The following is a 17,210-nucleotide window of genomic DNA, read 5'->3' on the forward strand; positions in this document are numbered from 1 at the left end:
ACGCGCAATGCGCGTGCCGCGAGAACATTGCGCTTCGAGCTGGTGCGCGGATTCCGATGCGCGCAACGCCGGCCAAACAGGGAAGCCCAAACGTGTCGCGTCGTGGCTGGATTTTCGCTGGCTTGGCGGTCGCCCTCACCGGGGGCGTCTACGTCGTGTATAGCTTTGTCGCGAGCGAAGTGCGCAATTCGCACTGGCAGGCGCGGCTCATCGGCGAGCTCGGCCAGCGGCTGACCTTCGAGATCCAGCCTGGCGCCAGCGACAGCATCCGCTTTCCGCATTCCGGTCCTTACGACGCACGCATGGGCTACGGCCTGCTGCCGCAGTTCGCGCAACGGCTGCAGCAGCGCGGCTACGTTCCCGCCGAGCAGGCGCGCATGTCGCCCGACATGGTCAGGCTGATGGACCAGGGCTTGTTCGCGCCGTACCGCGAGAAGAACCAGGCCGGCCTCCTGCTGCGCGACTGCAACGGGCTGACGCTGGCGTTCGAGCGCTATCCGCAGCGCCAGTATCCCGACTTCGCCACGGTGCCGCCGCTGCTGGTGAGCGCGCTGCTGTACGTCGAGAACCAGGGCCTGCTCAACCCCGAATACCCCAACATGAACCCGGCGCTGGACTGGCGCCGGCTGTCGCGCGCGGTGCTCGACCAGTTCATCCGGCTGGCCGACCGTTCGCACGACGCGCCCGGCGGCAGCACGCTGGCCACGCAGATCGAGAAGTACCGGCACTCACCCGAAGGACGCACCGCGTCGATCCCCGAGAAATTCCGGCAGATGGCATCGGCGTCGTTGCGCGCTTACCTGGACGGACCCGACACGCAGCGCGCGCGCGAGCGCATCGTGGTCGACTACCTCAACACCGTGCCGCTGTCGGCGCGCGAGGGCTTCGGCGAGATCAACGGCATCGGCGACGCGCTGTGGGTGTGGTATGGCGAGGACTTCGGCGAGGTCAACCGGCTGCTCAAGGAAATGGACCAGCGCGCGCCCGAGCCGCGCCAGGCGCAGGTATTCAAGCGAGCGCTGTCGCTGATCATCTCGCAGCGCCGGCCGTCTTACCATTTGCGCCGCGACGACACCAACCTGGATGCGCTGACGGCCAGCTACCTGCGCTTGCTGGCCGCCAACAGCGTCATCACCGCCGAGCTGCGCGACGCGGCGCTGGCGCAGCCGCTGGACAAGGCCGCGCCGCCGCAGCGCGGGCCGCAGGAGCCGTTCGTCACGCGCAAGGCCGTCAACCGCGTTCGCGCCGATGTCACCCGCCTGACCGGCGTGGAAAGCCGCTACGACATGGACCGGCTCGACCTGACGGTCGACAGCACCATCAACCGCGAGGCGCAGCGCATCGTCACCGAGACGCTGCAGCGCGTGAACAACAAGACGGACGCGCGCGCCATGGGCCTGTACGGCCATAACCTGCTGCGCGACAACGACGACCCGTCGAAGCTGATGACCAGCTTCACGCTGTTCGAGCGTGTCGGCAACGCCAACGTGGTGCGGGTGCAGGCCGACAACATCGACCAGCCGTTCGACATCAACAGCGGCGCGCGGCTGAACCTCGGTTCGACCGCCAAGCTGCGCACGCTGGTGACCTACCTGGAAATCGTCAGTGAGCTGCATGCGCAATACGCCGGCATGGGCCGCGCCGAACTGGCCGGGGTGCGGCTGGCACGGCAGGATGTGCTTGCCCACTGGGCGGTGGATTACCTGTCCAAGGCGAAGAAGCCCGAGGAGCGCGAACTGATGGCGATGCTCGAGGCCGCGATGGAGCGCAAGTACTCCGGCAGCGCCGGGGAAGGCTTCTACACCGGCGGCGGGCTGCAGAGCTTCACCAACTTCGAGCGCTCGGCGGGCGAGCGCAACATGACCGTGCGCATCGCGTTCCAGCATTCGGTCAACCTGGTCTTCATCCGCATGATGCGCGACATCGTGCGCTACGAGACCTTCCACGCCAATCCGGACATCGGCGACCTGTTCGAGGACCGCAACGCCCCGGGCCGGCGCGAGTACCTGGAGCGCTTTGCCGACCAGGAAGGCAGCGCCTACATGGTCAACTTCTACCAGCGCTACCGCGGCAAGACTTCCGAGCAGCGGCTGGATACGCTGCTGGGCCGCGTGCGCATGACCATCCCGCACATCAACGCGGTGCGCATGTCGGTGACGCTGCTGAGCGCGCGCCCCTACCTGGACGAGGACAGCTATATCCGCATCATGCGCGCGCGCCTGGGCGACAAGCAGCTCGCCAAGGAAGACCTGCCCGCGCTGTACCGCAAGTACGGCAAGGACAAGTTCAACCTGAACGACCGCGGCTACCTGTCACGGGTGCATCCGCTGGAACTGTGGATGGTGGAGTACCTGGACCAGCACCCCGACGCCACGCTGACGGAGCTGCTGCGCGCCAGCACGGCGGAGCGCCAGGAAGTCTACAAGTGGCTGTTCAAGACGCGCAGCAAGGCGGGCCAGGACAACCGCATCCGCACGCTGCTGGAGCAGGACGCCTTCACCCGCATCGCCAGGCGCTGGCAACGGGTGGGCTATCCGTTCGATTCGCTGACGCCGTCGTACGCCAGCGCGATCGGCGCGGCGGGCGACCGTCCGGCGGCGCTGGCCGAGCTGGCCGGCATCCTGCTGGCCGGCGGCGTGGCCACGCAGAGTGCAGCGGTGCGCAGCCTGGCCTTTGCCGACGGCACGCCCTACGCCACGCGCTACGTGCTGCAGCCGGGCCCGGGCAAGCGCGTGCTGCCGGCCGAGGTGGCCGAGCTGGCGCGGCGTTCGATGCTGGACGTGGTGGAACGCGGCACCGCCAAGTCGATCCGCGGCGCTTTCACGGTGCCGGGCCGCGACGGCGGGTCGCTGACGGTGGCGGGCAAGACCGGCACCGGCGACCAGCGCTTCCAGGTGTACGGGCCGGGCGGGCGGCTGATCTCGTCGCGCTCGGTGAACCGCTCGGCGACGTTCGTCTTTACGCTGGGCGAGCGCTTCTTCGGCACCGTGGTGGTCAATGTGCGCGAGCCGTACGCGGTGCGCTACAGCTTTACCAGCGCGCTGGCGGTGCGGGTGCTGCGCGCGATCGCGCCGCAGGTGGCGGCGATGGCGCCAGGCGGCGACCGTGCGCTGCTGCGCTGCCGTGATGCGGCGCCGGGCCTGCGCATGCCGCGCGTGCCGACCATGGCGTCACCGGCCGAAGCCGTGCCGGGCGCCAGCATGGCGCAGGGGCTGGAAGCCCCGCCGCCCCGCGCCGACGCGGTGGCTCAGCCCGCGGCGCCTGCGCCGGCCAAGCCCGAAGCGCCGAGCCTGGCCGACGCCAACGATGCCATCACCGTGCGCAAGGCCAGTCAGCCCTTGCGGCGGACCATGCCGTAGATCACCAGCAGCACGATCGCGCCGATCACCGAGGCGATCCAGCCGGCCGGTTGGCCCGGCTGGTACCAGCCCATCGCGCGGCCGACGTAGCCGGCCACCACCGAGCCCAGCACGCCGAGGATGATGGTCATGATCCAGCCCATCTTGTCTTCGCCGGGCTTCACCGCCCGTGCGATCAGTCCGACGATGAGGCCAACGAACACGGTGCCGATGAATGCCATCATGGTGCGCTCCCGGTAGTGGACTGCTTAGGATGGGGGCCGGCTGCATGGTGCAGCCGGCTGCGCTTCATGATACACGCAGCCGCCGGCCGCGTATGACGCTGACGTGACAGCGCCGCTGCGGTCAGGCGCGCGCCAGCCGGAACTGGCCGACGGCCCGGTGCAGCATGTCGGCCTGGTCCTCCAGCGACGCCGCCGCGGCCGCCGCCTCTTCCACCAGCGCCGCGTTCTGCTGCGCCATCTGGTCCATCTGCGACACCGCCTGGTTGACCTGCTCGATGCCGCCGGTCTGCTCCTCGGTGGCGGCCCGCATCTCGCCCATCAGGTCGGTCACGCGCTTGACCGCTGCCACGATCTCGTCCATCGCCTTGCCGGCGCTTTCCACCAGCACCGCGCCGTCTTCCACGCGCTGCGCCGAGTCGCCGATCAGCGCCTTGATCTCCTTGGCGGCGGTGGCGCTGCGCTGCGCCAGCGTGCGCACCTCGCCGGCCACCACGGCGAAGCCGCGGCCCTGCTCGCCGGCGCGCGCGGCTTCCACTGCGGCGTTCAGCGCCAGGATGTTGGTCTGGAAGGCAATGCCCTCGATCACGCCGATGATGTCGGCCACCTTGCCCGAGGCCTGCTTGATCTCGCCCATGGTGCCGACCACCTGGTTGACGATGGTGCCGCCGCGCACGGCGATGTCCGAGGCACCCTCCGCCAGGCGGCTGGCCTGGCGCGCGTTGTCGGCGCTCTGGCGCACGGTGCTGGTGAGCTGCTCCATGCTCGCCGCGGTTTCCTGCAGCGAGGCGGCCTGCTCTTCGCTGCGGCGCGACAGGTCGGCGTTGCCCGCGGCGATCTGCTTGGCGGCGCCGGCGATCGAATCGGCCGAGCCGCGGATGCTGCCGATCGCGCCGGTCAGGCGCGCCTGCATGCGCTGCATCGCGAACAGCACGCTGTGCTCGTCGCCCGGGCGCACTTCGACATGGCCGGCGAGGTCGCCCTCGGCAATGCGGCCGGCGATCTGCGCGGTGGCCGCCGGCTCGCCGCCGAGCTGGCGGTGCAGGCTGGCGGAGACGCGCACCATCACCAGCGACATCAGCGCGCCGACCGCCAGCAGCAGGCCCAGCGCCTTCCACAGCTCGGCGCGGAACGCCGCCTCGATGTCATCCAGGTACAGCCCGGCGATAAAGTTCCAGTCCCACGGGCGGAAGTTGGCCACGTAACTCAGCTTCGGCTGCGGCGCCTCGGCGCCCGGCTTGGGCCACAGGTATTCGACGAAGCCCTTGCCGGCACCCTTGCCGATCGCGGCGATATCGCGGAACAGGTAGACGCCGTTAGGGTCCTTCATCCCCTCCATCGCCTTGCCGTTCATCTCCGGCTTGAACGGGTGCATCAGCACCACGGTGTCGGAGCGCATCAGCGTGAAGTAGCCGTCGGCGCCGAAGCGCATCGCACGCACGCGCTCGATGGCCTGCTGCCTGGCCTCGTCGGCGGGCAGCTTGCCGGCCCTGGCCAGCGCTTCGTACTCGGCCACCACCGAGACCGCGGTGTCGGTGACGTGAGCCAGGTCGAGCCGGCGCTCATCCATGCGCAGCGTGCGTATGTGCCAGGCGTTCCACAGCGTGATGCCGAGCAGGCAGACCCAGCTCAGCACCAGCGGCAGCATCAGTTTTTTCTTCAGGCTCAGGTTGTCCAGCATGCTTTCCATTCCTCCTTCAGCGCATTGCGCATTGCTCATCGGTGACACGCATCTGCGGCGTCATTCGTGGTTGGCGCCTGTCCGGGCATGCGTGTGCGTCTGCGGGCTAACGGCGGGGCAGGAAACTAACTTGATTGGGGTAATACCGTCCATGGAAGCGGTGTGGTTGTTTGGCTTTAATACATTTGCCTTATAAGTGCTGTAGTGAGCGCTTATTTTTTATGGGTGGCATGCGAGACGTGCTGCTGCCGGCTCTTGTCGCGCCGTTGCCCCCGGAAATCCGGCAGAATCGGCGCGTTGCACCGACGTAGCCTTTCTTATCTCCATCGATCCCCGCGCACATGGCCACCTTGCCGAGCCCCTCCGAAAACACCCACCGCCACGAGGGGCCGCTTGCCGTGTTCCTGGTGTTCCTGCACCTCGGCCTGACGTCGTTCGGCGGTCCGGTTGCGCACCTGGCGTTCTTCCGCGATGAGCTGGTGCGGCGCCGCCAGTGGCTGAGCGAGGCCGCCTATGCCGACGTGGTCGCGCTGTGCCAGTGCCTGCCTGGCCCAGCCAGCAGCCAGACCGGGATCGCGCTGGGGCTGTCGCGCGCGGGGTACGCTGGCGCGCTCGCCGCATGGCTGGGTTTCACGCTGCCGTCGGCATTGCTGATGATCCTGTTCGCGCTGGGCGTCTCGCACTACGGCATGGCCGCGGCACCCGGGGTGCTGCACGGGCTCAAGCTGGTGGCGGTGGCGGTGGTGGCGCAGGCGGTGTGGGGCATGGCGCGCACGCTGTGCCGTGGCCCGGTGCGCATCGCCATCATGATCGCCGCCACGGGCGCGGTGCTGGCGCTGCCGGGGGCGTGGACGCAGGTGGCGGTGATGGCCGTTGCGGCGCTGGCGGGCGCCTTGCTGCTGCGGCCGGCGCTGGCCGGCACGCATGAGCCGCTCGGACTGCCGGTCAGCCATCGTGCCGGGGCGCTGCTGCTGGTGGCATTCGCCTTGCTGCTGGCCGGTCTGCCGGTGCTGGCGCAGTTGAGCGCCGATCCCGCCGTGCGCCTGTTCGATGCCTTCTACCGCGCTGGCGCGCTGGTCTTCGGCGGCGGCCACGTGGTGCTGCCGCTGCTGGACGCCGAAGTGGTGGCGCCCGGCTGGGTCGGCAAGGAAACCTTCCTCGCCGGTTACGGCGTGGCCCAGGCCATGCCCGGCCCGTTGTTTACGTTTGCCGCCTTCCTGGGCGCCTCGTCGCAGGTGCCGCCGTCCGGCTGGGCCGGCGGGCTGCTGTGCACGGTGGCGATCTTCCTGCCCGGCGCGCTGCTGGTCATCGGCGCGCTGCCTTACTGGGATAGCCTGCGCCGCAACCGCCGGGCACAGGCGGCTCTGGCCGGCGTCAACGCGGCCGTGGTGGGGCTGCTGCTGGCGGCGCTGTGGCAGCCGGTGTGGGTCAGCGCGGTGCGCGGGCCGCTCGATATCGTGCTGGTCGCGCTGGCGCTGGTGGCGCTGATGCTGTGGAAGCTGCCGCCCTGGCTGGTGGTGCTGGCCAGCGGCGTGGCGGGGTGGGCGGCGGGCACGTGGTTGTAGCGCCGCTGTCATAGTGGCTATAGCGGCGCATCCGAGGAGGGCGCGCGCCGCACACACACACAAAGCCTGACCCTTGTAATGCGCCGTAACCTGACGCGCCCGGAACCGTTTGCGCATTCAAATGCGAACGATTATCCTTCTCTCCTGCGTCCGTCATTGTGATGGCAATGGCACAACCCCTGCGTCTTGTGTGCAAGGCGGCGCTCCAGCTTCCCAGGATTCCCAGCAGGGCCGGCCGCCGGTCCTACCGGGGCCAGCCGCCTACCACCGCGATGACCGAATCCCAGCCAGCTTCCGGCCAGCAGCGCCGCGCGTTCTGGCTCAAGCACCTTCACCAGTGGCACTGGATCAGTTCCGCGATCTGCCTGATCGGGATGATGCTGTTTGCCGTGACCGGATTTACGCTTAACCACGCATCGCAGATCGAGGCAAAGCCCGCGGTCGAGACGCGCCATGCCACCGCCCCCGCTGCGCTGCTCGACACGCTGCGCGCGCAGGAGCCCGCTGGCGACGGCAAGGCCCGCGATCGCAAGGCGCCCGTGCCCGAAGCGCTGGCCGCCTGGCTGGCACAGGCGCTCGATGTCGATGCCGGCGGGCGCGAGGCCGAATGGTCGGCCGATGAAATCTACGTGGCGCTGCCGCGCCCGGGCGGCGATGCCTGGGTCAGCCTTGAGCTCGACAGCGGCGAGGCCCAGTACGAGAAAACCACGCGCGGCGCGATCTCCTACCTGAACGACCTGCACAAGGGCCGCAACACCGGCCAGGCATGGAGCCTGTTCCTGGATGTGTTCGCGCTCGCGTGCCTGGTCTTCAGCGTCACCGGCCTGTTCCTGCTCAAGCTGCATGCGGGCGGGCGGCTGGCGACCTGGCCGCTGGTCGGCCTGGGGCTGGTGGTGCCGCTGCTGCTGGCGGTGTTGTTCATTCACTGAGCCTGGCCCTGGCCAGGCACGCCGGCATCCCGATCGATTTTCCTGCTGCATCTCACTGACGAGGTTTCTCCGAATATGCGCCGACTGCTCTCCGTCACCCTGACCGGCATGGCCACGGTCCCGTTCGCGGGCCCCGCGCTGGCCGCCGACCTGAACGTCAAGGTGGAAATCCCGCGACTCAACGTGGCCGAGTACCACAAGCCCTATGTGGCGATGTGGGTCGAGCGCGCCGACCAGAGCCCGGTGCAGACCCTGGCGGTCTGGTATGACGGCAAGCTCAAGGAAAACGAGGGCACCAAGTGGCTCAAGGACATGCGCCAGTGGTGGCGCAAGGCCGGCCGCGACCTGAACATGCCGGCCGACGGCATCTCGGGCGCGACCCGCGCGCCGGGCGAGCACACGGTCAGCTTCCGCGACGGCAAGAACCCGCTGGGCAAGCTGCCGGCGGGCGACTACCAGCTGGTGGTCGAAGCCGCGCGCGAAGTCGGCGGACGCGAGCTGGTGCGCGTGCCGTTCACCTGGCCGCCGCAAGCCGCACAGACCGCCCGCGCCAAGGGCGACCACGAACTCGGCGGTGTCACCGTCGACCTGAAGCCGTAATCCTTCCCGGAGCCCGACGATGAAACCCGCCGCCAACCTGTCTGCCATCCTGTCCCCCGCCCGTTCCCGCATGGCCACCCACATGGCCACCAACCTGGCCGTGCTCGCCCTGGCCGCGCTGGCGCCGCTGGCCGCGCACGCGCACCGCCAGTGGCTGCTGCCGTCGGCCACCGTGCTGTCGGGCAACGATTCGTGGGTGACCGTGGACGCCGCGGTCTCCAACGACCTGTTCTACTTCGAGCACGTGCCGCTGCGCCTCGACAACCTGCAGGTGACCGCACCGGACGGCAGCGCCGTCAAGGCCGAGAACGCGGCGACCGGCAAGTACCGCAGCACCTTCGACGTGCACTTGACGCAGCCGGGCACGTACCGCGTGGCGGTGGTCAACCAGGGCCTGTTCGCCAGCTACAAGGTCGATGGCCAGGCAAAGCGCTGGCGCGGCTCGGCGGAGAACTTCGCCAGGGAAGTCCCGGCCAACGCGCAGGAGCTGACGGTCACGCAGGCCGAAGGGCGGGTCGAGTCCTTCGTCACCGCCGGCAAGCCCAGCGACAAGGGCCTGCGCACCACCGGCCGCGGCCTGGAGCTGGCCCCGATTACGCATCCCAACGACCTGGTCGCAGGCGACACCGCCAGCTTCCGCCTGCTGCTCGACGGCAAGCCCGCCGCCAATCTGAAGGTCGAGGTGGTGCCGGGCGGCATCCGCTATCGCGACAAGCTGCAGGAGCTCAGCGTCACCACCGACGCCGACGGCAAGTTCAGCGTCAAGTGGCCGGCGCCCGGCATGTACTGGATGGAAGCCGAGGTGCGCGACGACAAGGCGACCTTCAAGCAGGCCAAGTCGCGCCGCGCGACCTACGCGGTCACGGTAGAAGTGCTGCCGCAATAAGCATTGCGCTGATGAACCGCATCCTGGTCCCCGTCGCGCTGCAAGCACCTCCGGTGCCGCCCGCGCGCGATGGGCGGCAGCACCGCTGGGGCGGCGCGAGCATGGGCACGACCTGGTCGGTCGTGGCCATGTTGCCGCCGGCTGCGGATGCCGATGCCATCGGCGCAGGCATCGCCTCGGTGATCGACGGCGTGATTGCGCAGATGAGCAACTGGGAGCCGGATTCCGATATCAGCCGCTTCAACCGCGCCGGGGCGGGCAGCTGGCACGAGCTGCCGCCCGATTGCTTTGCCGTGCTGCAATGCGCGCTGCAGGTGGCGCGCGACAGCGGCGGCGCATATGACCCGAGCGCCGGGCCGCTGGTCGACCTGTGGGGTTTCGGCCCGGCGCCGCGGCGCGGCGCGCCGCCGTCGCCCGATGCCGTCCAGGCAGCGCGCGGCCGCTGTGGCTGGTCGCGCATCGAACTCGATGACGATGCAAGGCGCGCGCGCCAGCCCGGCGGCGTGTCACTGGATTTCTGCGCCATCGCCAAGGGCTTTGCCGTCGACGCGGTGGCGCGCTACCTCGACACGCAGGGTTTGGCGCACCACCTGACCGAGATCGGCGGCGAACTGCGCGGCCATGGCGTCAAGCCTGACGGCATGCCGTGGTGGGTCGCGCTGGAAGCGCCGCCGGGCCTGGGCAGCGACGAACAAGAAAAACAGGAAAAACAGCACGGGCAGACCCTGCTGGCATTGCACGGCCTGTCCGTCGCCACCTCCGGCGACTACCGCCGCTACTTTGACCGCGACGGCCGGCGCTATGCGCATACCATCGACCCGCGCACCGGCTACCCGGCCAGCCACGCGCTGGCTTCGGTCACGGTGATCCACCCGCAGTGCATGCTGGCCGATGCGCTGTCCACCGCGCTGACCGTGCTCGGCCCCGAGGCCGGCATGGCGCACGCGCGCCGCCACGGCATTGCCGCGCGCTTCCTGGTGCGCACGCCGGGCGGTTTCGACGAACATCTTTCCCCGGCTTTTGCCGCGATGCTGGCATGAGCCGTCCCATCCTTTCACCCTTTGCCGGCGCCAGCTGGCTGGCGCTGGCCGGCGGCGTGGCGCTGTCGCTGCTGGGACCGTCGCGCAGCGCCATCGCCGCCGGCGTGGTCGCCGCCTATGCCGGCTTCTGCGGCACGGTGCTGGCGACCCACCGCCAGCGGCGCACGCGCGTGGCGGCATTGGCAGGCACCACGGACGGCGCCACGCTGGTCGCCTATGCCAGCCAGACCGGGTTTGCCGAGCAGCTCGCGCTGCAGACCGCGACCGCGCTGCAGGGCGCCGGCATGCCGGTGCAATTGCTGTCGCTGGCCGATGTCGATGCCGGCCGGCTGGCCGCCTGCCGGCAGGCGCTGTTCGTGGTCAGTACCACCGGCGAGGGCGACGCGCCCGACAGCGCCTGCGGGTTTGCGCGCCGGCTGCTGGCTGGCCGCGCGGACGGGCTGCGCGAGCTGCGCTACGGCATCCTGGCGCTCGGCGACAGCAGCTACGCGCGCTTCTGCGCCTTTGGCCACGCGCTCGACCACTGGCTGCAGCGCCATCGCGCGCAGCCGCTGTTCGACCTGATCGAGGTCGACAACGGCGATGCCGGCGCGCTGCGCCACTGGCAGAACCACCTGTCGGCGCTCAGCGGCGGCGCCGAGATTGCCGACTGGGAGCGCCCGCCCTACGGCGACTGGGTGCTGGCCCAGCGCCGCCACCTGAATCCCGGCAGCCACGGCGCGCCGGCGTTCCACGTGGTGCTGGAGCCGCGGGACCGCGACGCGCTCGACTGGCAGCCGGGCGATATCGCCGAAGTCGGCCCATGCCATGCGCCGGCCGAGGTCGCGCGGCTGCTGGCGCGCCTCGCGCTGGACGGTGCCACGCCGGTGCGCTGCGACGCCCGCGACCTGACGCTAGCCGAGGCGCTGGCCACGCGCATGCCGCTGCCCGACGTCCACTTTGCCGCGATGCAGGCCGTACCGCCGCAGCAGCTGGTCGATGCGCTGTCGCCGCTGCCGCACCGCGAGTATTCAATTGCTTCGCTGCCGCAGGACGGCCGCCTCGAACTGCTGGTGCGGCAGGCGCGCCGCGACGACGGCCGGCTGGGGCTGGCCTCCGGCTGGCTGACCGAGCATGCGGCCGTGGGCGCGCGCATTGCGCTGCGCATCCGCGCCAACCGCAGCTTCCATCCACCCGCCGACGATCGGCCGCTGATCCTGGTCGGCAACGGCACCGGGCTGGCCGGCCTGCGCGCCCACCTGAAGGCGCGCGCCGCGGCGGCACGGCGCCGCAACTGGCTGCTGTTCGGCGAGCGCTCGGCGCAGCATGACGCCTTCTTCGCCGACGAACTGGCCGCATGGCGGGCCGACGGCACGCTGCAGCGTGTCGACCACGCCTGGTCGCGCGACGGCGCCACGCCGCACTACGTGCAGGACGCGCTGCGCGCGCAGGCGGCGCTGGTGCGCGAGTGGGTGCAGGAAGGCGCGGCCATCTATGTTTGCGGCAGCCTGCAAGGCATGGCCGGCGGCGTCAACGAGGCCCTCACGGAAATCCTCGGCGAACCCGCGCTGCGCCAGCTTGCCGACGAGGGCCGCTACCGGCGCGACGTCTACTGATTGCACCACGTGCCGTGCGGAGATCGGCGCGCCTTCCTTTACCCACTCGCGCCCCGGCCGCGCATGCACTATCTTCGGTGTGGACTGCAAAGCATTTGCAGCGAACACAAAACCGAGGAGACCTGATGCGACGCACCCCCCGCCGCCTTGCCGCTGCGCTGGCTTTGGCTGCCACCACCGTTGCCACCACCATCCCCGCCGCCATGGCCGAGGCGCCCGCGCGCGCCGACCGCCTGGCCGTTCCCGGCCTGGAGAAACCCGCGACCGTGCTGGTCGACCGCTGGGGCGTGCCGCATATCTACGCCGGCACGCTTTACGACGCCTTCTACGTGCAGGGTTTCATGGCAGCGCGCGACCGCCTGTGGCAGATCGACCTGTGGCGCAAGCGCGGCCTCGGCGAGATGGCGAAGGACTTCGGCCCCGCCTATGCCGACGGCGACCGCATGGCGCGCGCGGTGCTGTTCCGCGGCGACATGTACCGCGAATGGCTGGCCTACGGCTCCGACGCCAAGCGCGTCGCCGAGGCCTTCGTTGCGGGCGTGAACGCCTACGTGGCGCTGACCGAGCAGAAGCCGGAACTGCTGCCGCCCGAGTTCCGCAAGCTCAACTACAAGCCCGCGCGCTGGCAGGCCGAGGATATCGTGCGCATCCGCCACCACGGCCTGACGCTGAACTTCACCGGCGAGATCGATCGCGCCCGCCTGTTCTGCGAAGCCAAGGCCGATGCCGTGCGCGCCGACTGGATCCGGCGCGAGCTCGACCCGCCGGTCGAACCCAGACTCAGCGCCGGCCTCGATCCCTGCACGGTGCCCGCTGCCGAGCTGCGCCGTGCCTACGAGCTGGCCACCGCCGCTGCGCGCTTTCCCAAGGACGCATGGAGCGGCGCCCAAAACGCCAGCATCCCGCTCGACCAGCTCTACGCACTGGTCGACCCCAACAGCGACACCGGCCGCAGCCTCGGCTCCAACAACTGGGTCATCGGCGGCAAGCGCACCACCACCGGCCGGCCGATCCTGGCCAACGACCCGCACCGCTCGCATGGCGCGCCCAGCCTGCGCTACATCAGCCACCTGAACGCGCCCGGCATGTCGGTGATCGGCGCGGGCGAGCCGTTCCTGCCAGGCATCTCGATCGGGCACAACGGCACCATCGCGTTCGGCCTGACGCGCTTCTACATGGACCAGGAAGACCTCTACGGCTACGAGCTGAACCCGGCCAACGCGCGCGAGTACAAGTACAAGGGCCGCTGGGAGCCGATGGAGACCGTCACCGAGGAGATCGTCGTCAAGGGCGAGTCAGCACCGCGCAAGGTCACCGTCGACTTCACCCGCCACGGCCCGGTGCTGTACGCCGACGCCGCGCGCGCCTGGGTGCTGCGCGCCGCGTGGCTCGACTACGGCATGGCGCCGTACTTCGGCTCGATGGACTACATGCGCGCGCGCAACTGGGACCAGTTCCGCGCCGCCATGAACCGCTGGGGCGCGCCCGGCGAAAACCAGGTCTATGCCGACACCGGCGGCAATATCGGCTGGATCCCCGGCGGCCTGACCGTCAAGCGCCCCAACTGGGACGGGCTGACGCCGGTGCCGGGCGACGGCCGCTATGAATGGGCCGGCTACCGCAACATGGACGAGCTGCCGTGGGCCTACAACCCGGCGCCCGGCTATATCGTCACCGCCAACGAGAACAACATCCCGCCCGAGCATCCGGCGGCAAAGCCGGGCGTGGGCTACGAATGGAGCGACAGCTCGCGCGCGCGGCGCCTGAAGGCGGTGGTGGGCGCCAGTCCGCGCAGCTCGGTGCAGGACTCGATGGCGTGGCAGAACGACACGGTGTCGCTGCCGGCGCAGCGCGTGGTGGCGCTGCTGAAGGACGTGCGCAGCGACGACGCGCAACTGGCGCGCGGCCTTGACCTGCTGCGCGGCTGGGACGGCAACGAACGCGCCGACAGCGCCGCGGCGGCGTTGTTCGAAGTCTGGTTCAGCAAGCACCTGCGCCCGGCGGTGGTGCGCGCGGCCTTGCCCGCCGATGCCGCCCGGCTGGTCGGCGCCGGCGATGCAGCGCGCGTGGTCGCGGTGCTGGAGCAGCCAGATCCGTGGATGCCGGCGGCGCGGCGCAATGCGGTGATGCTCGAATCGCTGAAGGCCGCGCTGGCCGAGATGGAAGGCAAGCTCGGCCCCGACCCGCGCGGCTGGCAATGGGGCAAGCTGCACACCGCGGTGTTCACGCATCCGATGGACCCGATCCTGAACGACGCCGAGCGGCAGCAGTTCAACATCAACGCTGGCCCGATCGGCGGCTCGGCCTTTACGCCGATGAATACCAGCTACCGAAACAACGATTTCCGGCTGACCGCGGGGGCCTCGTTCCGCATGGTGCTGGATGTTGGCAACTGGGATGGCTCGCGCGTGATCAACACGCCGGGGCAGTCGGGCAATCCTGCGAGCGCGCATTACCGCGACCTGGCGCCGTTGTGGGCCAAGGGGGAGTATTTCCCGCTGGTTTATACGCGCAAGGCGGTGGAGAGGGTGAGCAGGGAGAGGTTGGAGCTGGTGCCGCAGTAAGAACCTTCAACCGGCGCATCGCAAGCTCAACCGTCTGCCGCAAGCTACCACCCCCTGCAAACGCACCCCTCTCGCAAGCGGGCGAGGGGTGCAAACCGCCAGCAGGTGGAAGACTCTCGCCTTACTTCAACAACCCCAACACCGCCTCAGCCCCCGCCTCCGACGACGCCGGGTTCTGCCCCGTCACCAGCCGTCCCGCCACCGCAACGTGGCTGGCCCAGTCATCTCCTCGCGTAAACCGCCCGCCGCTGGCCTTCAGCACATCCTCCACCAGGAACGGCACCACCTCGGTGAGCTGCACCGCCTCTTCCTCGCTGTTGGTAAAGCCCGTGACTTCCTTGCCCTGGACCAGCGGCTGCCCGTCCGCGCCCTTGACGTGCCGCAGCACCCCCGGCGCATGGCACACGGCGCCCACCGGCTTGCCGAGCCGGTCGAACTGCTCGATCAGCGCGATCGAACGCTTGTCTTCCGCCAGGTCCCACAGCGGGCCATGGCCGCCGGGATAGAACACGGCGTCGAAGTCGTCGGCCTTTACCTGGTCCAGCGTCAGCGTGCTGGCCAGCGCCTGCTGCGCGGCGGTGTCGGCGCGGAAGCGGCGGGTCGCATCGGTCTGTGCATCCGGATCGTCGCTCTTGGGATCGATTGGCGGCTGGCCGCCTTTGGGCGAAGCCAGCGTGATGTCGGCGCCGGCGTCCTTGAAGACGTAGTAGGGCGCGGCGAATTCCTCCAGCCAGAAGCCGGTCTTCTTGCCCGTATTGCCAAGCTGGTCGTGCGAGGTCAGCACCATCAGGATTTGCATGTTCGTTCTCCGGTTTTGCGTCCACGGTCAGCCGGGGCAGCCCCGGCATTGGCAACATCCTACGCAGCTGGATATGATTCGAAAACTTCGAATCTTCGATTTCTGCCATCCAAAAAATGAATATCGTCAGCAAGGACCTGAACCTGCTCTACGTCTTCCATGTGCTCTACCAGGAAGGCAATGCCTCGCGCGCGGCGGCGCGCATGGCGCTGAGCCAGCCGGCGCTCAGCCACAAGCTGAACCGGCTGCGCGACGAACTGGGCGACCCGCTGTTCGTGCGCGCGCCGCGCGGCCTGACGCCGACGCCGCGCGCGCACGAGCTGGCACCGCAGGTGCAGCGGCTGGTGGCGGAACTGGATGCCTTCTACGAGGCCTGCGATGGCCGCGATTTCCTTGCGCGCGGCGAGGCCGTCCATCTCTACACCACCGACTACATGGAACAACTGCTGCTGCCCGCGCTGCTGCCGCGGCTGCGGCGCGACGCACCCGGGCTGGTCGTGGTCACGCATAACACCCGCGGCGAGCTGCCGCGCGAGGAACTGGAAAAGGGCACCTGCGACCTGGCGATCGCGGGGTTCTACGAAGACCTGCCGGATACCTTCCACCAGCAGCGGCTGTGCAGCGAAGACTTCGTCGTGCTGGCATCCAGGTCCAACCCGCACCTGGCGCGCGGCCTCGATCTCGATGCATTCCTGGCTTGCGAGCACCTGCTGACGACGCTGACCGGCGACCTCAACGGCGTGGTCGACCGCGCGCTGGCGGCGCAAGGGCGCAAGCGCAAGGTGGTGGCGGGGCTGTCGAGCTTCCTGGCGCCGAGCCGGCTGGTGCGCGGCACGGCCTTGCTGCTGACCTGCCTGCGGTCGGTGGCGGATGAGGCGGTCGCGCGCGACCCGGACCTGTTGCTGCTGCCGGTGCCGTTTGCCTTGCCCAGGGTGGAGATGATGCAGATCTGGCATGCCCGCACCGACGCCGACCGGCTGCGGCGCTGGCTGCGCCAGCAGATCCAGGAAGTGGCCGGCTCGCTGCAGCCGCAGCCGCTGTTGCAGCCATAGCCGCAGGACAGGCCTGCGGCGCGCAAGCCGGCCCGGCCAGCGGTCAGGCGCGGTTGACCACTGGCACCAGCGCCCCCTGCACCGCGCGCGCGGCGTCGGAGGCGAGGAACAGGATCACGTCGGCCAGCGCATCGAGGGCGACCCAGCGCGAGGTATCGGCATCCGGCATGGCCTGGCGGTTCTCGGGCGTGTCGAGGATGCTGGGCAGCACCGCGTTGACGCGGATGCCCTGGTCGCGCAGCTCGGCCGACATCGATTCGGTGACACGCGCCAGCGCGTCCTTGGAGGCGCAGTAGGCGCCCATCTGCGCCAGCCCGCGCGCCGCCGAATTGGCGCCCACGTTGACGATGGCGCCGCCGCCGGCGGCCAGCATGTGCGGCACCACCGCGCGCGCCATGTTCAGCACCGTGCCCACGTTCATGTCGAACAGGCGGTTCCAGTCTGCGGTGCTGGTCTCGTGGATGCCCGTGCCCATGGCGAAGCCGCCGGCCAGGTTGCACACCACGTCGATGCGCCCGCACGCCTGCACGGCTGCGCCGATGGCCTTGGCCAGGCTGTCCGCATCGAGCAGGTCGGCCTGCAGGGCCAGGTGGCCGCTGCCGACTTCCGGCAATGGTGCGTCGTGACGGTCCAGCAGCACCACGCGCGCGCCCGCCTGCGCAAAGGCGTGCGCGACCGCGCGGCCCAGGTTGCCGCGTGCGCCGGTGACCAGTACGTTCTTGCCGTTGAAGTTCATTTGCGTGCTCCTGCGCCGTGGCGGCGCGCATTGTCGTGATCAGGTTTCGCCCGGCTTTTTTCTTCTTCGACCATCGTGGCCGGCAGCGAAAAACGCAAGCCAGTCTACGCAACGGCACGCAACATAAGCTTGCGAAAACGCCTCGGGGTAACCCTCGAAACGCACGAGAAGTTGCGCGCGCGG

At 69.6% G+C, this 17,210-nt stretch carries 13 protein-coding genes; 9 read left to right on the forward strand and 4 right to left on the reverse strand.

Annotated elements, in window-relative coordinates; translation table 11 throughout:
* Positions 1-92: 92 nt before the first annotated feature.
* Positions 93-3,359 (forward strand): transglycosylase domain-containing protein, encoded by a 3,267-nt coding sequence (locus tag ACAD63_RS22185; RefSeq protein WP_135703318.1) that lies wholly within the window; start codon positions 93-95, stop codon positions 3,357-3,359.
* On the opposite strand, the gene ACAD63_RS22190 is transcribed toward ACAD63_RS22185, so the two are convergent.
* Positions 3,332-3,583 carry a GlsB/YeaQ/YmgE family stress response membrane protein gene (locus tag ACAD63_RS22190; protein ID WP_133095615.1) on the reverse strand — a complete coding sequence of 84 codons (252 nt, stop codon included), beginning with the start codon at positions 3,581-3,583 and terminating at the stop codon, positions 3,332-3,334. The two genes, ACAD63_RS22185 and ACAD63_RS22190, sit on opposite strands and share 28 nt — an antisense overlap.
* A 121-nt stretch (positions 3,584-3,704) precedes the next feature.
* Positions 3,705-5,261 carry a methyl-accepting chemotaxis protein gene (locus ACAD63_RS22195; RefSeq protein ID WP_133095616.1) on the reverse strand — a complete coding sequence of 519 codons (1,557 nt, stop codon included), beginning with the start codon at positions 5,259-5,261 and terminating at the stop codon, positions 3,705-3,707.
* Between the two features lie 341 nt (positions 5,262-5,602).
* Between ACAD63_RS22195 and chrA the strand changes: the two genes are divergently transcribed.
* The 7 genes from chrA to ACAD63_RS22230 all read left to right on the forward strand — a co-directional run bounded on the left by chrA (position 5,603) and on the right by ACAD63_RS22230 (position 14,440).
* Positions 5,603-6,826 carry a chromate efflux transporter gene (chrA, locus tag ACAD63_RS22200; RefSeq protein ID WP_135703317.1) on the forward strand — a complete coding sequence of 408 codons (1,224 nt, stop codon included), beginning with the start codon at positions 5,603-5,605 and terminating at the stop codon, positions 6,824-6,826.
* Between the two features lie 272 nt (positions 6,827-7,098).
* Entirely contained in the window at positions 7,099-7,755 is a 657-nt protein-coding gene (locus ACAD63_RS22205; protein ID WP_135703316.1) for a PepSY-associated TM helix domain-containing protein, read from the forward strand.
* A 75-nt stretch (positions 7,756-7,830) separates the two neighbouring features.
* Positions 7,831-8,355 (forward strand): DUF2271 domain-containing protein, encoded by a 525-nt coding sequence (locus ACAD63_RS22210; RefSeq protein WP_195430316.1) that lies wholly within the window; start codon positions 7,831-7,833, stop codon positions 8,353-8,355.
* Positions 8,356-8,374: 19 nt separating this feature from the next.
* Positions 8,375-9,241, forward strand: coding sequence for a DUF4198 domain-containing protein (locus tag ACAD63_RS22215; protein WP_434034347.1), 867 nt, complete (start codon positions 8,375-8,377; stop codon positions 9,239-9,241).
* 11 nt (positions 9,242-9,252) lie between these two features.
* On the forward strand, positions 9,253-10,281 hold the full coding sequence (locus ACAD63_RS22220) for an FAD:protein FMN transferase (RefSeq protein ID WP_205751605.1): 1,029 nt from the start codon (positions 9,253-9,255) through the stop codon (positions 10,279-10,281).
* Positions 10,278-11,876 carry a sulfite reductase subunit alpha gene (locus ACAD63_RS22225; protein ID WP_434034348.1) on the forward strand — a complete coding sequence of 533 codons (1,599 nt, stop codon included), beginning with the start codon at positions 10,278-10,280 and terminating at the stop codon, positions 11,874-11,876. The genes ACAD63_RS22220 and ACAD63_RS22225 overlap by 4 nt, the downstream gene beginning before the upstream one ends.
* 125 nt (positions 11,877-12,001) lie before the next feature.
* On the forward strand, positions 12,002-14,440 hold the full coding sequence (locus ACAD63_RS22230; protein WP_434034349.1) for a penicillin acylase family protein: 2,439 nt from the start codon (positions 12,002-12,004) through the stop codon (positions 14,438-14,440).
* 121 nt (positions 14,441-14,561) lie between these two features.
* On the opposite strand, the gene ACAD63_RS22235 is transcribed toward ACAD63_RS22230, so the two are convergent.
* The gene (locus ACAD63_RS22235; protein ID WP_133095622.1) at positions 14,562-15,239 is read right to left on the reverse strand and encodes a type 1 glutamine amidotransferase domain-containing protein; all 678 of its coding nucleotides are present in this window, start codon (positions 15,237-15,239) and stop codon (positions 14,562-14,564) included.
* 116 nt (positions 15,240-15,355) lie between these two features.
* Here ACAD63_RS22235 and ACAD63_RS22240 point away from each other — a divergent pair, with 116 nt between their 5' ends.
* Positions 15,356-16,291 (forward strand): LysR family transcriptional regulator, encoded by a 936-nt coding sequence (locus tag ACAD63_RS22240; protein WP_135703312.1) that lies wholly within the window; start codon positions 15,356-15,358, stop codon positions 16,289-16,291.
* A 43-nt stretch (positions 16,292-16,334) separates the two neighbouring features.
* On the opposite strand, the gene ACAD63_RS22245 is transcribed toward ACAD63_RS22240, so the two are convergent.
* The gene (locus tag ACAD63_RS22245) at positions 16,335-17,027 is read right to left on the reverse strand and encodes an SDR family NAD(P)-dependent oxidoreductase (protein ID WP_135703311.1); all 693 of its coding nucleotides are present in this window, start codon (positions 17,025-17,027) and stop codon (positions 16,335-16,337) included.
* Positions 17,028-17,210: the final 183 nt, after the last annotated feature.

Origin of the sequence: Cupriavidus sp. a3, assembly GCF_051015765.1 — a bacterium.
In the GTDB taxonomy this organism is placed as follows: domain Bacteria; phylum Pseudomonadota; class Gammaproteobacteria; order Burkholderiales; family Burkholderiaceae; genus Cupriavidus; species Cupriavidus oxalaticus_A.

Excerpts from the sequence above, each read along its gene's own strand:
- ACAD63_RS22190 (WP_133095615.1), bottom strand. The coding sequence starts at position 3,583 with ATGATGGCATTCATCGGCACCGTGTTCGTTGGCCTCATCGTCGGACTG.
- ACAD63_RS22195 (WP_133095616.1), bottom strand. The coding sequence starts at position 5,261 with ATGCTGGACAACCTGAGCCTGAAGAAAAAACTGATGCTGCCGCTGGTG.
- chrA (WP_135703317.1), top strand. The coding sequence starts at position 5,603 with ATGGCCACCTTGCCGAGCCCCTCCGAAAACACCCACCGCCACGAGGGG.
- ACAD63_RS22205 (WP_135703316.1), top strand. The coding sequence starts at position 7,099 with ATGACCGAATCCCAGCCAGCTTCCGGCCAGCAGCGCCGCGCGTTCTGG.
- ACAD63_RS22210 (WP_195430316.1), top strand. The coding sequence starts at position 7,831 with ATGCGCCGACTGCTCTCCGTCACCCTGACCGGCATGGCCACGGTCCCG.
- ACAD63_RS22215 (WP_434034347.1), top strand. The coding sequence starts at position 8,375 with ATGAAACCCGCCGCCAACCTGTCTGCCATCCTGTCCCCCGCCCGTTCC.
- ACAD63_RS22220 (WP_205751605.1), top strand. The coding sequence starts at position 9,253 with ATGAACCGCATCCTGGTCCCCGTCGCGCTGCAAGCACCTCCGGTGCCG.
- ACAD63_RS22225 (WP_434034348.1), top strand. The coding sequence starts at position 10,278 with ATGAGCCGTCCCATCCTTTCACCCTTTGCCGGCGCCAGCTGGCTGGCG.
- ACAD63_RS22230 (WP_434034349.1), top strand. The coding sequence starts at position 12,002 with ATGCGACGCACCCCCCGCCGCCTTGCCGCTGCGCTGGCTTTGGCTGCC.
- ACAD63_RS22235 (WP_133095622.1), bottom strand. The coding sequence starts at position 15,239 with ATGCAAATCCTGATGGTGCTGACCTCGCACGACCAGCTTGGCAATACG.
- ACAD63_RS22240 (WP_135703312.1), top strand. The coding sequence starts at position 15,356 with ATGAATATCGTCAGCAAGGACCTGAACCTGCTCTACGTCTTCCATGTG.
- ACAD63_RS22245 (WP_135703311.1), bottom strand. The coding sequence starts at position 17,027 with ATGAACTTCAACGGCAAGAACGTACTGGTCACCGGCGCACGCGGCAAC.